Annotated in this window: 13 protein-coding genes and 1 pseudogene; 4 read left to right on the forward strand and 10 right to left on the reverse strand. The window is 55.2% G+C overall.

Annotation, left to right across the window (positions count from 1 at the left end; all coding sequences use genetic code 11):
- Positions 1-209 precede the first annotated feature (209 nt).
- Positions 210-707, forward strand: a pseudogene (locus tag ABD796_RS28305) (DinB family protein).
- 268 nt (positions 708-975) lie between these two features.
- Here ABD796_RS28305 and ABD796_RS35815 read toward each other — a convergent pair.
- The 4 genes from ABD796_RS35815 to ABD796_RS28320 form a co-directional block, all read right to left on the reverse strand.
- Positions 976-1263: a helix-turn-helix transcriptional regulator gene (locus ABD796_RS35815; protein WP_446686432.1), complete on the reverse strand. Its 288-nt coding sequence runs from the start codon at positions 1261-1263 to the stop codon at positions 976-978.
- A gap of 25 nt (positions 1264-1288) precedes the next feature.
- Positions 1289-1558: a helix-turn-helix transcriptional regulator gene (locus tag ABD796_RS35820; RefSeq protein WP_446686433.1), complete on the reverse strand. Its 270-nt coding sequence runs from the start codon at positions 1556-1558 to the stop codon at positions 1289-1291.
- Between the two features lie 7 nt (positions 1559-1565).
- Entirely contained in the window at positions 1566-2123 is a 558-nt protein-coding gene (locus ABD796_RS28315) for an FAD-dependent oxidoreductase (protein WP_344915377.1), read from the reverse strand.
- 143 nt (positions 2124-2266) lie between these two features.
- Positions 2267-3166: a LysR family transcriptional regulator gene (locus ABD796_RS28320; RefSeq protein WP_344914710.1), complete on the reverse strand. Its 900-nt coding sequence runs from the start codon at positions 3164-3166 to the stop codon at positions 2267-2269.
- 153 nt (positions 3167-3319) lie between these two features.
- Here ABD796_RS28320 and ABD796_RS28325 point away from each other — a divergent pair, with 153 nt between their 5' ends.
- A complete protein-coding gene (locus ABD796_RS28325; RefSeq protein WP_344914712.1) occupies positions 3320-4060 on the forward strand; it encodes an SDR family NAD(P)-dependent oxidoreductase in 741 nt (246 codons plus the stop codon).
- Positions 4061-4188: 128 nt separating this feature from the next.
- Here the strand turns inward: ABD796_RS28325 and ABD796_RS28330 are convergent, their stop codons facing one another.
- The 5 genes from ABD796_RS28330 to ABD796_RS28350 form a co-directional block, all read right to left on the reverse strand.
- Positions 4189-6216, reverse strand: a complete 2028-nt coding sequence (locus ABD796_RS28330) for a family 10 glycosylhydrolase (protein ID WP_344914714.1) — start codon at positions 6214-6216, stop codon at positions 4189-4191.
- Between the two features lie 141 nt (positions 6217-6357).
- Positions 6358-7845 carry a sulfatase gene (locus ABD796_RS28335; protein ID WP_344914716.1) on the reverse strand — a complete coding sequence of 496 codons (1488 nt, stop codon included), beginning with the start codon at positions 7843-7845 and terminating at the stop codon, positions 6358-6360.
- Positions 7846-7950: 105 nt separating this feature from the next.
- Complete coding sequence (locus ABD796_RS28340) at positions 7951-9402, reverse strand: ABC transporter substrate-binding protein (RefSeq protein WP_344914718.1); 1452 nt, start codon at positions 9400-9402, stop codon at positions 7951-7953.
- 40 nt (positions 9403-9442) lie between these two features.
- Positions 9443-10261 (reverse strand): carbohydrate ABC transporter permease, encoded by an 819-nt coding sequence (locus ABD796_RS28345; RefSeq protein WP_344914720.1) that lies wholly within the window; start codon positions 10259-10261, stop codon positions 9443-9445.
- A 16-nt stretch (positions 10262-10277) separates the two neighbouring features.
- Entirely contained in the window at positions 10278-11186 is a 909-nt protein-coding gene (locus ABD796_RS28350) for a carbohydrate ABC transporter permease (RefSeq protein ID WP_344914722.1), read from the reverse strand.
- A gap of 357 nt (positions 11187-11543) precedes the next feature.
- Between ABD796_RS28350 and ABD796_RS28355 the strand changes: the two genes are divergently transcribed.
- Both ABD796_RS28355 and ABD796_RS28360 read left to right on the forward strand, forming a co-directional pair.
- Positions 11544-13082, forward strand: a complete 1539-nt coding sequence (locus ABD796_RS28355) for a response regulator (RefSeq protein WP_344914724.1) — start codon at positions 11544-11546, stop codon at positions 13080-13082.
- Complete coding sequence (locus ABD796_RS28360) at positions 13075-14895, forward strand: cache domain-containing sensor histidine kinase (RefSeq protein ID WP_344915379.1); 1821 nt, start codon at positions 13075-13077, stop codon at positions 14893-14895. Before ABD796_RS28355 ends, ABD796_RS28360 begins: the two co-directional genes overlap by 8 nt.
- Before the next feature lie 211 nt (positions 14896-15106).
- On the opposite strand, the gene ABD796_RS28365 is transcribed toward ABD796_RS28360, so the two are convergent.
- Positions 15107-16315 (reverse strand): MFS transporter, encoded by a 1209-nt coding sequence (locus ABD796_RS28365; RefSeq protein ID WP_344914726.1) that lies wholly within the window; start codon positions 16313-16315, stop codon positions 15107-15109.
- Positions 16316-16319: the final 4 nt, after the last annotated feature.

A 16319-nucleotide genomic window follows, 5' to 3' on the forward strand; every position in this document is an offset into this window, starting at 1 on the left:
GGCTTTGATTGCAGCAGCTTTTCAAACCATAAAAGTACAGAGCAATGATATTTTGCACACCACACTCTGTACCTGAGAAGGGACTTGTTTTTTTGTCATTTTTTTTGTTTGATAAAATTTTGCTGACACATAGGTGTCAGCCGAGACTACTTATAATTGGAATTGAGCTCAAATCACTCGACAAACACCCCATCAGGAGGTTTTACCCTATGTATCAATCCATTCAAAGCTTCATTACCGAATACCAGAATGAGAACAAATTTACGCAGAGAATACTCCGTTCCTTGACGGACGCGTCATTGAAGCAAGAGATTGCACCAGGCTTCCGTACGCTTGGAACTTTGGCGTGGCACTTAGTACCGAAAGGCGGGATTCTAACACCAACCGGCCTTACTTTCGAAGCATCGCCCGAGCACAGCGAAGCTCCTAAATCCGCAGTGTAGATTGCTGAAGCGTACAACACCGCCTCCGCTGCCCTGATGGAGGCGATACAGACTCAGTGGACAAATGAGAAGCTGCAGGAATCCGTGAATATGTTCGGACAACAATGGAAGAACGGTTTTACGTTAGCGATTTTCCTCAAACACGAAATTCACCACCGCGGACAATTGACCATCTTAATGCGCCAAGCGGGACTTCCCGTTATCGGAATTTACGGTCCTTCCAAGGAAGAGTGGACCAGCATGGGGATGGAAGCCCCGGTTTAATCATAACTGAAGGCGCGCTCTCCAGTTGACGGTAAAGAGGCGCATTTTCTTCATTTTAATATAAAAATGGGAGTTAATATAGATGACATTGGAAAGGAATCGTATTGACGGCAGATTGGTGCGAAGATGCAAAAATGGATAGACTCCATGAGGAGGCAACTCCAACCGAAACAAGCGGTTTTAGTGAAGCGCAACAGAAGCGGACGAACAAGCGGAGAATCGCTTTGATCCGCAGTTATGGCGAAGCGTCATCAGCAGTGTGAAACCTTTATTCGTAAAGGTTATAAATCTGTAGCACACGCTCTTTGATACTGTCGGCCAAATGCTTCGGCTCTAGAACCGTCACGTCTGTACCATAACTTAGCAAGGTCCCATATAACCATACATCCTCGGTATGCTCTGTTCTCACTATGAAATAGCCATCCTCCGTGATCGTAATTTCCTCGGGGGGGAAGTATTCTTCAACCTTGACTTTTGCGCGGGGGTGAAAACGGAGCACCATTCCGATCCGATTCTCAATGTCTCGTTTACCCCATCTGGCATCAAGATCCTCCATGCTCATATCTCTGCTTATGAACCTTTCATCCGATACAACAAGTTTCTTGATACGCGAAGGTTCGGTAGTCGTTACGAAGACGGCAATACGTGTATAAGTACCACGCATATCCTTTCCAAGCCAAGCCGATGGGTTCGACAGTCCGCAGCTCTCCCGCCCCTTCGGAATTCGTATACTCGAAATGACTACGAATCGATTTCTGGCTGCCTGCCGGAGTCTTGCAAGCATAGATTTGTCTACATGTCCGCCACGCCAAATTTTCGTATCGATATGAGTTTTTCGCCGGCTTCCTCAAGCCGGCTTTACTCGGATTTGGTCACAAACCTTGCCCGAATCCGGATGGCCCCTCTCGAAGCCGCATCCGACCCGTGCCGCCAGGTCCCCGTTCCCCGTCGCATCGACAAATAATCGGCCGCGAACGCCTCCCTTCCGGAATGGCTTTCCGTCACAATCGCAGTAATTCTTCCGTCGTTCGCGACGGCGTCCACCACTTTCGTATGCTGCCGGATGTGCACGCCCGCCTCGCCGCATAGATCTTCCAGCACGGCCTTCACCGTCTCCACATCGTACGTGAAATTCTGGCTGCCAAAACGGTAGCGGATACCCTCCAATCGTTCTAGCCGTGTCCGCAGCTCGGACATCAATCCCGCCTTGCTCGCAACATCGTGAATCATGCACAGGATGCCGGACGTCCAGACGCCGCCCAGACATCCTCCTCCTTCGACCAGCAGCGTGCGTACGCCGCTTCTTGCCGCCGCAAGAGCGGCGCAGACACCGGCCGGCCCCGCTCCGCATACGACGACGTCGTAAACACCGGAAGGGACTAGCTCCCTGCGCGGCTCGATAACCGTTTCTGTCAGTCAGACCAACTCCTTTTGACGGATTGCTTCAAATCAGTAAGCATCGCGAATCCGTTTCGCTCCCGGTCCGCTCCGTCTGCTTACACCCTAGAACTAAATCATGGGGAGCAGTTGCCGCGGCGATCTGCTCCCTGTCTATTTCTCTATTGTCTGCGTTCTAATTTTTCAAATAGCTCCTGCTTGATACGCTGATACAGCTTTGCACTTGCCAGTTTCAATGGAAAATCTGAAGATCTGCAGAGAATTCCGAAAGTCATATCTATACGATTGCCACATATATTCCGTACCGTTGTTCCTTCAGGCAATGGGTTCAAAACTACCTTTGGAACGAGAGCGATACCTAATCCGCTTTCGACATAGTATTTTAGAGCTGTCATACTGCCAATCTCCATCGTATCCAGAGAACTGTTTCCTAATTCCTGCATTACCATCTCAAGTTTTCTACGGTACGGACAAGTTGCTGACGTAATGAGCAGACGATGCCCTTGAAAATCAGCTGGCACAATAACTGGCTTTTCGGCAAGCGGATGATTCTCCGGTATCAATACCACGAATTCTTCCTTGAATAAGGGTTCAAAATAGAGTTCAGACCCTAGATCCGGAGCCGAACAAAGAGCAAAATCAAGCTCCCCCATGAGAAGCCGTTCGCATAACACTGGCGTATTTGCAAACTCTATGGACACATGGATTTTCGGATAATCGGATATAAATTTCTTCAAAATAACAGGTAATCGGTAACTGGCGGTTGGCTCCGTCACCCCTATCCGAATATTCCCTGCTTCACCTAACTGCAAATCCGACAAGTTCGCTTGTAATTGCTCCATATTCTTTACAATTTGCATACTTTGTTCGTGGAACATTCTTCCTGCTTCTGTTAATCTGATCTTTTTTCCACGTTCGATCAGTTGAATGCCCAGGTCGGATTCAAGCTTCTGAATTTGCATCGTGACGGTAGATTGAGCATAATTCATTTCTTCGGCAGCACGGTTGAAACTTCCGTATTTGACTATGAGTTGAAACGTCTTTAATGTTTTGAGATCCATCTTAACTCCTCTAGACATTAGTTCAATTATTTTGAAGAGAATGTTCAAGTAATTCAATTATACAAAACCAAGACCGAATCATACAATTATCACATTACAGCATGTCATAAATATTCTAACGAACAGGACATTTTGGATAAGGAGTGAATGAGCATGAATTTATTAAATAAAGTGGCTATCGTTACCGGTGGGGGGACTGGGATAGGTAGAGCTACATCTATAGCCTTAGCGGGACGTGGAGCTAACGTGGTCGTGAATTACTCGCGCTCTAAATCAGATGCCGATGAAACGGTCCAATGGATCAATAGAAATGGTGGGCATGCCCTAGCGATACAAGCAGATGTCTCACATGACGTGGAAATACGAGATATGGTCGAACAAATTGTACAACAATTCGGAACGATTGATTTGCTTGTAAATAACGCTAGCATTACATCGCATATCCCATTTGATGATCTGGACGCGGCAACAGATGATGTATGGGATCATCTTTTTGATGTGAATGTGAAAGGAATGTTTCACTGTGCCCGAGCCGTTGCGACTTACATGAAAAAGAGTAAACAAGGTGCGATTGTCAATCTCGGGAGTATAGCAGGACTTACAGGATTAGGATCCTCACTTCCATATGCCGTTTCCAAAGCAGCAGTTCACGCTCTTACGAAATCGTTAGCTCGTGCCTTAGCTCCAGATATTAGAGTCAATTGTGTCGTACCTGGAGCCGTCGCAACAAGATGGTGGGCTGGAAGAGAAGAACAGATGAAAAAGCTAGCTCCTAATCTTCTATTGCAACGCATTTCAGCACCCGAAGATATTGCTCAATTGATTTGTGCAGCTTTGGAACAAGAAGCAATGACGGGACAAATCATAACTGTAGACAGCGGTCAAACGTTGTAACCAATCTCGTTCTGATGACTGATTTGAACCATTAATTCGGTAAGTAGTTCACCCGATCAAACATACACGGCAAAAAGAAACAGCAAAAAAACGGCCGCCCAGCACATGCCGGAATCGACCGTTCCCATTTAACCCTCGCTCAGCTCGATGATCGTATGAATATGCACCCTCGGAATCGTAAAGGCAATGCCGTCCGCCGCAGCTTCGACCGGCAGCTCCGCCCCTTCCGGCTGCACGACCGCTTTGCGCAGCCCGCTGTCGCGGATCACGACGCGGATGTCGTGGACCGGAGTAATATTTTCGATCGGGTTGTAGTACGCCGTGCTTTTCTCGCCCGTATGGTTGCTCTGGAAGTTGATGACATGCAAGTACGTTTTGCCGTTCTTACGCATCAGATTCGTCTCGATATGCGTAGGAGCCTCAACCAATGCATAACCCGCATAATAGCTGCGGAGCAGATTGTCCACGATGCGCCGCACCCAGAAATGATTCGAATGCCAGTACGAGCCGAACACCGGTGCGGCGATGTACAGTGCCGTCCCTTTGCCATACCGATTAACGCTGATGCCCGGACAATCGCTGACGTTGCCGCCCGGCGGAATCGGATGACGGAACGCCCGGCTGACCGCCGGAACCGTAAGCGGCCACTGAATATGACTCAGCGTTTCGGCCGTCGTCGGTACCGTTTTGATAAACGGCGCTTCGACCAGCTGCGGAATACGGGCGATACCCTTCCACAGCCCCTCATGCTCGGTCAAATAACCGCAGCCGTACGGCGAGCGCTCCAGGTAGTTTAAGCCAAGCACCTCAGACAGCAGGAAGTTTTGACGGTTGCGGCAAAACGTCGCTTCTCCGGCCGCGAGCAGCAGTCCGCCGCCTGCGACAAACGATTCGATCCTCGCAACGGAAGCTTCCGACAGTTTGACCGATTCGGGCAGCACGACAACACGGTACCCGTCCAAATCCGGGAAGTCGTCATTGTAATACATATCGAACTGATGACGGCCCTCAAGCAGCATTTTGGCTGCGCCGAATGTCGCCGCGTCGTCTTTGTCATGATACCAGTTGTTCGTATTGTTCGCGATGAGCGCCACCTCGCGGACGCTTTCCGCCCTTGTGCAGAACGTCTCCCGCTCCTCGACAAAACCGAACGCTTCGCCGATGATGTCGTAGACGCCATCCTGCAGCGTCCCATCCGGGAGCACCTGATCGCCGATGTTGATGATGCCGCCGTTCGCCAGTATGGTCGCGAATTCGTACTTGAGCTGCTCGGCCGTTTTGCACGACATCAGCCCCCAGCCTTCGGTAAAACGCACTGTCATGATCTGTACCGGTACATCCAGCGTACGGGCATAACGGGCACGGATCGAATGGTTGTAGAACGAGCCCGTCGCCGAGGGCTGCGATTCCCATAACCCGTAGTCGCTTGTCGCGTTGATACGGCCAGGCTCGCCCATCCGCCAGGCGCCGTTGCAGTTCATCAGCACGTTCGGGCGAATCCGCTTGACCGTCGCGGCGATTTCCTCCATGCAGCGCGCCGCCGTATCGATGCCGAAGCGGAGCACCAGTTCGCGGTCCGTTTGCAGCAGCTCGGGCGTCAGCTCGCGTCCGTGCTCCTCAGCGAATTTCTTTTTGCAATACGAGCAGAAACAGTAATGGTTGTGCAAATACGGAATATCCAGAAGATAGCCGTCCATGTCGTATTTTTCGGTTATCTCCTTAATCTGCGGCAGAACCAGCTCCTCGCGATAAGGGCTGTTCAGGCAGGGCAGCTCCCATACCGTTCCTTCCGCGCCGCGCACCTTGCCGTGCTCATCGACCTGATACCAGTCGGGGTTGTCCTGAACGGCTCTCGCGTCGGTGCCGAGCGAGTAATAGGCGATCACCTTGATGTCATGCTTGCGCGCTTCCGCCAGCACTTCGCCGAAAAAATCCTCCTTCAGCCCGCTATGCTTATGCCCGACCGTGTTATCGTAAAAGGCGTTGCCGAAATGGCATTTCGTAAATACGCCGATGACGTTGACCTTCGCCCGGACGAACCGTTCGACGAACGATTTCGCGTCAAAATTGCGAATCGCCTCGCGCGGAAACTCCGGCATATGAAAATCGATGTGCACTTGGCGCATCCGATCCCAAAACCAGCTATCTTTTCTCATGAGACGCATCCTCCTTATCCGGCGCCGCCGCCGAGCTTCATTAATTTAGGTAAATACGGAGAGCAGCCTGCCCAAGAAAAGGTACAGCCTTGCACTCCCCGCTCTCTATCCGTCGCTACTTCGCCGCCCACGGCAACTGTCCTACAAACCGAGCCGCTCCAACTGCTCGGGAGGCGCGCCTAGCTCCGCCAGCTTGTCCGCCAGAGCCCGCTGCAGCTCCATCAGCTTGTCCGGACGGACTTCGGCCAAGTTGACGTATTCGTTTGGGTCCGCCTTTTTGTCGCTCAGCCATGTCGGCGTGTCCCACGACGGACAGTCGACCGCGCGGCGACCGCCTTCGTACGGACCGAGATCGTAAGGGATAAACCGCGCCGTGCTGTGCCCGTACCAGTACAGCGGCTTGTTGTCCGGCACCGGTGATTGGTGCAAAATCCACTCCCCGTCCGTTATTGTAACGCTGCGCCCGAACATGCCGCTCACCGCATATCGGCGCGTTTCGGCTCCGGGATCGCGCAGCACCGGCAGCAGATCGACGCCGTGCCGATCCGGCGGGCAAGGACGACCGACCGCGGCAAGCACCGTCGAATAAATGTCGACGAGCTGGACAAGCTGGCTACGCCGCTCGCCGTGGCCGTCCGTTGGATGCGCCACGATAAACGGGATATGCCCGCAAGCATCGTGCTGATGCGTCTGCAGCTTGCCGATTCGGCCGTGATCCCCGTTGTAAGTGCCGTGGTCGGAGGTGAAGATGATCATCGTATCGCGCCACAAATCGAGCTCGTCCAGCTTGTCGAGCAGCTTGCCAAGCCACTTGTCGGTGAGCGCAACCATTGCGGCATAACGCGCCTGCACGTGGCGCAATTCCTCCGGCGTGTAATGATTGCCCCATTTGTCGTACGGCACCATCGATCTCCACCGGTCCACGTTGTAGCCGCGCGGATCGAACTTGGTCAGCCACTCCTCCGGCGGGTCCCACGGCTCGTGCGGGTCGAAGCAGTCGATATGCATATAAAAATTGTCGTGCGTCCGGTTCGCCTCCAGCCAGTCGGCCGCCTGCGTGAACACCTGCGCGCAAAAATAATCTTCCTCCGACTTGCGGGTCAAGTGTACGTTCCGGTGATGACGCTCAACCTTATGATCCGGCTCGTCCGGACACGGGAAAACGACCGGGTCGGTTTTCCAGGCGTCCGCTTCGTGGCCCCGCACGAAATCGAACCCGGTATAGCCCATATGGTAGTTGCCCGCGCCCTGCTCCCACAAATGGAAATGGTCGGTCACCATATAGCTGACCGGGTACTGCTGCGCAAGCTGCCACGAAAGCGAGCGGTTCGGCGGTCCTGATACTTGCCGCGGCAAGTCGAGGTCGTCGTCCTCGAGCGGTCCCCAACCCCGCTCCAAAAACTCGTACCGCCCCGTGTAAATGTCGCGTCTGGCCGGCATGCAGGGCGTCGAGCCGCACCAGGCGTTGTCGAACACGGTGCCCCGGCGTGCGAGCCGGTCCATATTCGGCGTGGGCACGATCCACTCCGGCTGCTCCGGGCTCGTCACCCGGTTCAGCGGTCTGCCATGATGATAAGGTCCGCAGTGATCGACACGCAGCGTGTCGCAAACGATAACGATACAGTTCATCCGGTTCCCCTCCCGATCCTCCAGTCGCCCCGGTCCGCAGTCAGACTATTCCCCCGATCGCCGTTTGTGCAGGCGCGGGGGAATCAGGGCAAGGCTTGGCTATTTTTATTTCTTTGTTCCGTATTGGTTGTCCTTACTCCAGTTGTTTTGCTTCATCGTCTCGGCCATGTCGGTTTTGAGCGTCTTCTGCATTTCGTTCGAGAACTTGTCCAGCGTTACCGAATCTTCCATATAGAGCTGGCCGATCCGCACCAGATCTTCATTCAGCTTCTTGCTGATATGGGCGGCGTAGAAGTTGACGAGAATGCGTTCGCCTACGAACTGGAAGCCTTGCAGATTGTCAGGCAGCTTGACACCGACCAGCGTCGTCGCCGTGTACATTTTGTTGCCCATAATCGTCGCCACTTCCGGCGAGGATAAATATTTCAGGAAGTCGACCGAAGCTTCCAGCTTCTCGCCTGTCACCTTTTTCGGAATCGTGAACACCATGTCCGGGTAGCCGCCGAGCTCGTAATATTTTTCGGCAGCATTCGGATTTTCCTTCTTCGTAAGGTAAGGCAGCGCGAACGTGCCGAACTCGAACTTCCGCGCCTTCGAATCCTGAATCGTATTCAGCTCGTAGTTGCCGGCCATCACCATCGCGACATCGCCGCGGATGAACATTTCCTTCGAAGTATCGCCGTTCATGCCGTTGTAGCCTTTGGCCCAATATTGCGACCAGTCCTTAATAATCGGCATGACGCCGAACCAGTCCGGGGATTGCAGGTCGATAACGCCTTGATCGACAGCGGCCGAGATTTCGTTCAGCTCGAGCTGGCGGTTCTGGTTCCAGTCGAACGACTTGACTTTGTCGGCGGCGATCTGGTTCGTCATTAGATTCGTTACCCAGAGCAGATGGTTGTCACCCGGCTTCGAGTTGGCGAAGGCAAACGGCGTAACGCCGGCCGCTTTTAGCTTTTTCTGCACGTCTATAAATTCGGTCCATGTTTTAGGCACCTGCAGCCCGTGCTTCTTGAACAAGTCTTGATTGTAAAATACGCGGATCGCCAGCGTTTGCAGCGCTACGCCGGACAGCTTGCCCGAGATCGGATTTTTCATCTCGTTCAAAATCGTCGGCGTAAACGTGTCTTTCCACACCTTGTTCTCCGTGTACGGATTCGGCTTGTCATACTCCGGCGTCAAATCGGCGACCAGATCCTTGTTCAAATCTTCGTGCGTCCATGTGTAGCGGCTCGGCACGATTTCCGGAGCCGTACCGCCGATCAGGCCGGTCGTCAGCCAGGTGCGGAAGGCGTCTCCGTCGTTCGGCGCATAATCGAGCTTGATTTTGACATTCGGCTTTTTCTGCGCGTACCCGTTGACGATTTCCTGCCATACCGCTTTGATCTCCTCCTGCTTCGGCGTTTCCACGGCAAACGTCAAATTGATCGTTTTCTCGCTACCTTCCGCAGCCTTGTCTCCGTCCGGCTTGGACGTGCCGCACGCGGCTAATATGACCGACGAAGCTACAGCCAGCGTCAAGCCTTTGGCAAACAGGCTCCCAGTTCGATTCGACATCGGATTGCCCCCTATTATTGTATGATGGCTTTCTTCTATCCTAGCCTTTCACCGCCCCGGACGTAATGCCGGAGATGAAAGGTTTGGTAGCGACGAGAAAAAGCGCGAGCAGCGGGATCGACGAGATGATATAACCGGCCAGCTTGACGCTGACCCCTTGATCCAGATTGCCGGTAACGGTGCTCAAGGCGAGAATGACAGGCTTTACCTTCTCCCCGGTCGTCGAGACGAGCGGCCAAATGTAGTTGTTCCAGCCGGACAGAAAGTTGATGATCGAAACGGTCGAGATGACCGGCAGCGAAAGCGGCAAAACAACCTTCGAAAAAATTTGCAGCTCTCCGGCCCCTTCAGTTTCGGCCGCCTCCAGCAAGCTGCGCGGCAGCCCCTCAAAAAACGTGCGCATCAGAAAGGTCGCCATTGAGGCGCCGAACGCCATCGGAGGAAAAATTTGCCCTTGATACGTGTTCAGCATGCCCAACTTCTGCACGAGCAAAAACTGCGGGATCAGAATGAGAAAGCCGGGCACCATCATCAGCGACAAGATGAGCATGAACAGCACGTTTTTGCCCGGATACGAGAAACGCATGAACGAATACCCGGCGAACGAGGAAATGATCAGCACGCCGACCACGATGCAGGAGGAGATAAACACCGTGTTCCAGATGAAGGGCCCGATCTGCCTGAACGCCGTCACGTAGTTATCGACATGCAGCGGCAACCCGATACCCCAGAAGTTCAAAATCATCTGCTCCGAATATTTGAGCGAGCTGACGATCAGCATATAAAAGGGAAACAATGTAAGCCCAAGCAAGATGGCGAGCGCCGCGTAGTGCGGCACGGCCGATAGCTTGAATCGCATAAGCCATTCCTTCTTTCTAGTCGATCGTTTCGGTATTTTTGACGAACCGGTTGTTCGCCCATGTCAGCACGAGCAGCAGTGCGAACAGGACAAGCCCGATGGCGGAGGCGTACCCCATTTTGCTGTAGGAGAAGCCCTGAATGTACAAGTAGAGCGCCGGGGTCATCGTCGCTTGCCCGGGACCGCCGTTGGTGAGCACGAGAATGTTCTCGAAGCTTTGGATTTGCTGGATCACAGTCAGCACCGCCACGAGCTTGAGCTGGCTGCGGACGAGCGGCAGTTCCAGATGGATGAACCGCTGCCAGGCGTTCATCCCGTCAAGCCTCGCCACTTCGAATAGCTCGCTCGAGATGGCCATCAGTCCGGCCAGGTAGATCAGGAACGTAATGCCGCCTATCCACGGAAAGTTGACGAAAATGACCGACACAAGCGCCGTCTTGCTTTCGCCGAGCCAGGCGTGGGTCCACGACTCCAGCCCGATCTGCTCGAGAAGCTGGTTCAGCACGCCGTAATCGCCGGCGAAAATCCACTGCCACGTCAAATAGATGACGATGCTTGGAATGACGAGTGGAATGACGAACCACAGCTTGAACATATTTTGCAGCCGGATCTTCTTCACATGAAAAACGAGCACGGCGGCCAGCAGCGGTACGATCAGTTGGATGAGCACCCCGGTTACGGTGAAGACGCCTAAGTTTTTCAGCGATACGTAAAAGGTCTTATCCTGAAACAGCTTGATAAAATTGTCCAGTCCGACGAACGTCCGGACGTTGGCGCCGTTCCAGTCGTAAAACGACATAATCAGCGCATTGAAAAACGGAATATACTTGAATGTGGCGAGTACGGCAAACACCGGAATGAGGAAAGCGTAGCCCTTCCAATGCTTGCGTATAACTCGTGAAGCCCGCGATGCGGTTGCAGCCATGATGTGTCGACCTCCCAACGATCGTGTTGCAGCTATGAAAGCCGAATCCCGCCCGGCTCCGCGAGCTTGTAGGCCGGTTCAGGACTTCGGCGGCATGAGACGGTGTTTTTGGGAAACGCCCTCATCATCTCTATCGATACGTTTACTGTACGTGAAAACGTTTTACGTTTCGAGGTAACATTTTTTGTTTTGGAGGGGGGCCATTTTTTTGCATCTCGTTCGGACCGGGCGCGAGTAAGGGAAGGGCCGCCAACATATGCTATACTTAGGGGCAAGATAATGCGGCTTCATGCCGTCCTGGCAAAGGGGCGGCTAACGCGGATCGAAACGATAGCAACCGGAAGGGCGGGAACTTGCATGAACGTATTGATCGTGGACGACCAGAGGCTTTCCCGCGCCGGCCTCGTCAAAATGATCGAATGGGAAAAGCTCGGTCTTACTCCGGCGGGAGAATGTGCAAACGGGCGCGATGCACTGGAGCGGATCGGAGACGCGGAGGCGGACATCGTCATCACCGACGTTAGAATGCCGGTCATGAACGGGCTCGAATTGATCGAAAAGGCGAGAGAGCAGTACCCCGACATTGCCTACGTGATCGTCAGCGGCTACGACGACTTCGCCTATGTGCGCAAGTCGGTCCAGCTTACCGTGGCCGATTATTTACTCAAGCCGGTCGACCCGAAGGAACTGAACGAATTGCTGGCCAGACTCGTCAATCGCGGGGAGCAGCGGCTGAAAAGGGCGGAAGCGGAGCTTCGCAGCTCGCGCGAGCAGTTTTTCCGTTACTTGCTTGAAGGCGCTTACGGAGAGGACGGACCGGACATGCTCGCGGAGTTTGCGGAAATCCGCTTCGCCAGCCCCGGAGACCGGTTCGTGGCCGCCGTATTCGAAAGCGAACTGGACAAGCCGTCCGTATACGAAGCGCTGCGGCCGCTGGCGGAGATAATCGCCGACATATGCGTCTTTCGCACCCGCGGCGTGTATATGCTGATCGCAGCCGCCCCTTCCCTTACGGCCGATGACATCGCGGCGGAACTGGAACGGGCGGCCCCGGATAACGGCCAGGCATTCGCAAGAATCAGTATCGGACGCGCGGCGGAAGGCATCGGAAGCGTAAAGGAAACGGTGGGCGAGGCGTTCGACGCCTATACGATCCGGACGAGCCGGGGCGGAGACCGGGCGGAGATGCCGGTCACGTTCGGGGAAATGGAGGCGCAAACGGCCGATTTCGTGCCGCTTACCGCCGCTTGGGAGCAGGAGTGGGCGTTCCATCTTCGCCAGGGCAACCGGCGCGACGCGCTGTATAAGCTGGGCGAGCTGCTTGACGCCGGGCACTCCGCCCATCCCGATATCGTGAACGGCTCGTACCATTACGTGCTGCTGCGAGGCGCCCGCGAGCTGTACGAAGCCGGTCTCATCCGCGAGCCCGACTTCCTCGAAGCTTGCCGCATCGCCCGATCGCTGTCCCGGATCGTATCGCTGGAGGACAAACAGCGGACGGTGACGGATTTTTTCCGCCGGCGCTTGAAGGAAACGGACAGCGAAAACGTGATGGAAGCGCGTCTCGCCGTAGAGAAGGCGAAGGCGTATATCGACGCTCATTTTTGCCAGACGATCAACTTGTCCGAGCTCGCCCAGAGCAGCTATATGAGTCCGGGCTATTTCAGCTCGCTGTTTCGCCAGTTCACGGGAAAAAACTTTCTCGAATATGTCGCCCACCTGCGGATCGAGCACGCCAAAAAGCTGCTGGCGGCCGATCCGAGCCGCAAAATCGGCGACGTGGCGCTCCAGTGCGGCTACCAGGACCTGAAATATTTCCGCAAGCTGTTCAAGCGCCATACCGGCATTACCCCAGTCAGCTATAAGGAGGACGCGTCCGGTGGCCGGAATGATTGATCGCGCCATACGAAGCGTAAGCGGCAGCATTCGCAAAAAGCTGTTTCTGTCCTACTTCATCGTCATCGTCATCCCGCTCGTGTTGATCGGCAGCATCCTGTTCGTAACCATGTTGTCCATGACCGAGCGGCAGACGCTCGACAAACGGGCGGTGGAGATGAAACTGGTCTCCCAGCAACTTCAGGCTTACACCGATCAGCTCGAGCTGTACTCCCGGGTCATTTATACCGGCGAAGTGCAAGCGCTGCTGAACGCCGGACCCCCGTCCGACGCCATCGCCTTCACCCGCTGGAGAGGGGCGCTGTTCCAGCAGTTTGAAGAATGGTACGGTTATATGAACATTAAGGCGGCTATTCAAAATGTGACGATCGTAAGGGCCGACGGCAGGGCGATCGCCAAGGAGCCTTCGTATGCGCCCGACGCGGCGTTCGCCGTTCAGCCGTGGTACCGCGAAGCGATTGCCCGACAGGGCGAGGTCGTCATTGCCGGGCCGTTCGTCCGGCCTTTCGCGAATGCGCGCCCCGCAGACGGTCCGCACACGTTTTCGCTCATCCGCAAAATCAACAACCCGCTAGGCGGACCGGATCTCGGCGGCATCGTCGTGGACATCAACGTGATGGACCTAGCCCGTCTGCTCACAAGCTTGAATTTACGCAATATGACGATCCTGAACGAAGACGATATCGTCGTTTACGCCGATGAGGCTAAAACGATCGGGCAGCGCTGGCCTTACGGAGCGAGCATTCGCGGTTCCGATTCGGGGTGGATCGATACGGACGGGGGGCGAATGTTCGTCAATACGGGAGAGCTGCCCGCGACCGGCTGGCGTTTTGTCAGTCTTGACCCCATGAGCACACTGTCCGTCTACGCCGTCGCGTTCCGCAATTTGACCGTCGGTGTCGGGCTTATCTCCCTGCTCGTCGCCCTCGCCATCTCGACCTTCATCGCCGGAAGGATCACGAAGCCGCTCCGCACGCTTCGGCGCCATATGAAGCAGGTGCAGGACGGCCGCTTCGATATCCGGCTCGAGGTAACTCGCACGGACGAGGTCGGGCAGCTCGCGAACAGCTTCAACCAGATGACGGAACGGGTGCAAACGCTCGTCAACGACGTATACAAGGCGGAAATTATTCGCAAGGAAGCGCAGCTCAAAGCGCTCCACTCGCAGATCAACCCGCACTTCCTGTACAACACGCTCGATTCGATGAATGCCCTCGCCATGCTGCAGGACGTACCGCTGCTCGGGCGAATGTCGAAAATGCTGGCCGACATGTTCCGCTACAGCATCTCCCAAGGCGAGCCCGTCGTGCCGCTCGGCGAGGAGCTGAAGCAGGTGAAGCGGTACGTCGAAATCCAACAAATCCGCTACGACCACAAGTTCAGCCTGCTGCTGTCGGTGCCGGACAGGCTGCTGCAATACCCGATCCCAAAGCTGACGCTCCAGCCGGTCGTGGAGAACGCCGTTTATCACGGGCTCGAGATCATTCCCGACGAGGGCCTCCTGGCGATAACGGCCTACGAAACGGCGGAAGGTGTCGTCCTCGAAGTATTCGACAACGGCGACGGCATTGCTGCGGAGGAACTGGTGCGAATCCGCCAGCGGATGCGGGAACCGATCGACTATGCCGATCATCTCGGGCTTGCCAACGTGCAGGAGCGGCTGCAGCTGCATTACGGCGACGAGTACGGGATCTCGATCGACAGCCTGCACGGCAGAGGAACGAACGTCGTGTACCGGCTGCCCCCGCTTCGAAAGGACGGGAGCGGGGATCGGGATAGGGACGAGGCCCCTTTGTCGGCTCCGTCTTCCTAGCCGGTTAACGTCAAACAAAAGGACCTCAAATTCCACTACGAGGTGGAAGCCGAGGTCCTTTTTTCGCGTACAAAATCGATTTACTGCTTCCGCAACCCGAATGCCGGACGATTCTCGCCGACAATTGTGCCGTTTCCGTTCGTGAATAGCTTCGGACAAAGCCGGTACAATCGTTCGGATTTCACCAATTTATGGCGAAAAAGAAGACGGGCTATTCGCCCGCCCCCCTCCCCGCCTTGCGGAGCGTTTCGCCGCTGCGGTCAAGCCTCCAGCCGAGCCAGCAGCAGCCGACCGACAGCAGCGCCGCGAAGCCGAAGGCCGCATCAAGACCACCCGCATGGAGCAGCACCGCGCCGCCCACCGGACCGAGCGTCATGCCCATGTAACGCAAAAAGTTGTAAACCCCGACGGACGTCGCCCGTTTGTTGAGGAAAGTCGCGGTCAGCAGAACCGTCTGTACCGGCAGCGACAGACCGACAAACAGCCCGAACAGCATGTTCGAAAACAGCAGCAGCCCCAGCGAATGGGACTTCGTCGCCATAAACAGAACGATCGATACCGCAATCAGCAGCGATGTCGCGGATAAAAGGCGCGCCGGACGCATCCGGCCGGCCAGCTTGCCGCCCGCATAGCTTCCGATCACGAGGAACAAGGAGATCGAGATGAATGCCATTCCTTTCTGCGACGAGCTTAGCGCATACCGCTCGTTCAGCAAGTCCGGCAAGAACACCAAGTAGTGGTACAACGCATAATATTGCACGAAGCCGAGCGCCGCCACGAAGAAGCCGATCCGGTTCCGGAGAACATCGGCATAATCCCGCCAGGAAAAGCTTTCCGGAGCCCGGTTCGCCGACTTCGTCTCGGGCACATACTTGATATTGAGCGCCAGCACGGCGCAGCCCACCGCGAACAGCACGAGAAATACCGCATGGAAGTCGAACCATTGCGAGATCCAGCCTCCCGCTACCGGCCCGAGCACCGGTCCGAGAGCGACCATCATCTGGAACGTGCCCATCGCCTTGCCGCGCTTTGATCCCTCGAACAAGTCGCCGATCACGGTCACGGCCACGACCGACCCCGCCGCGATGCCGATCGCCTGCAAGCCGCGCAGCGCCAACAGCGCGCCGATCGTATGGGTGAAATAGCAGCCGAGCGTGGCTGCCAAATAAATCACGTTCCCGGCAAGCAGCACTTTCCTGCGTCCGATCGTATCGGTCAGCGGCCCGTACACCATCTGCATTACCGCCAGACAGAGCGTATAAAACGAAACCGTCATGCTGACCCAGAAGCCCGTCGTATGCAGAACGTCGGCCACCTCGGGCAGCACCGGCGTATAAATCGTTTGCGAGAACGGCCCCAAGAAGGCCGAAAACGACAGCAAATAAGCGATGCCCGTGATCGGCTTGCGCGCGTTGTCCATCTGT

Source organism: Paenibacillus hodogayensis (assembly GCF_039536325.1).
Taxonomy (GTDB): Bacteria; Bacillota; Bacilli; order Paenibacillales; family NBRC-103111; genus Paenibacillus_AB; species Paenibacillus_AB hodogayensis.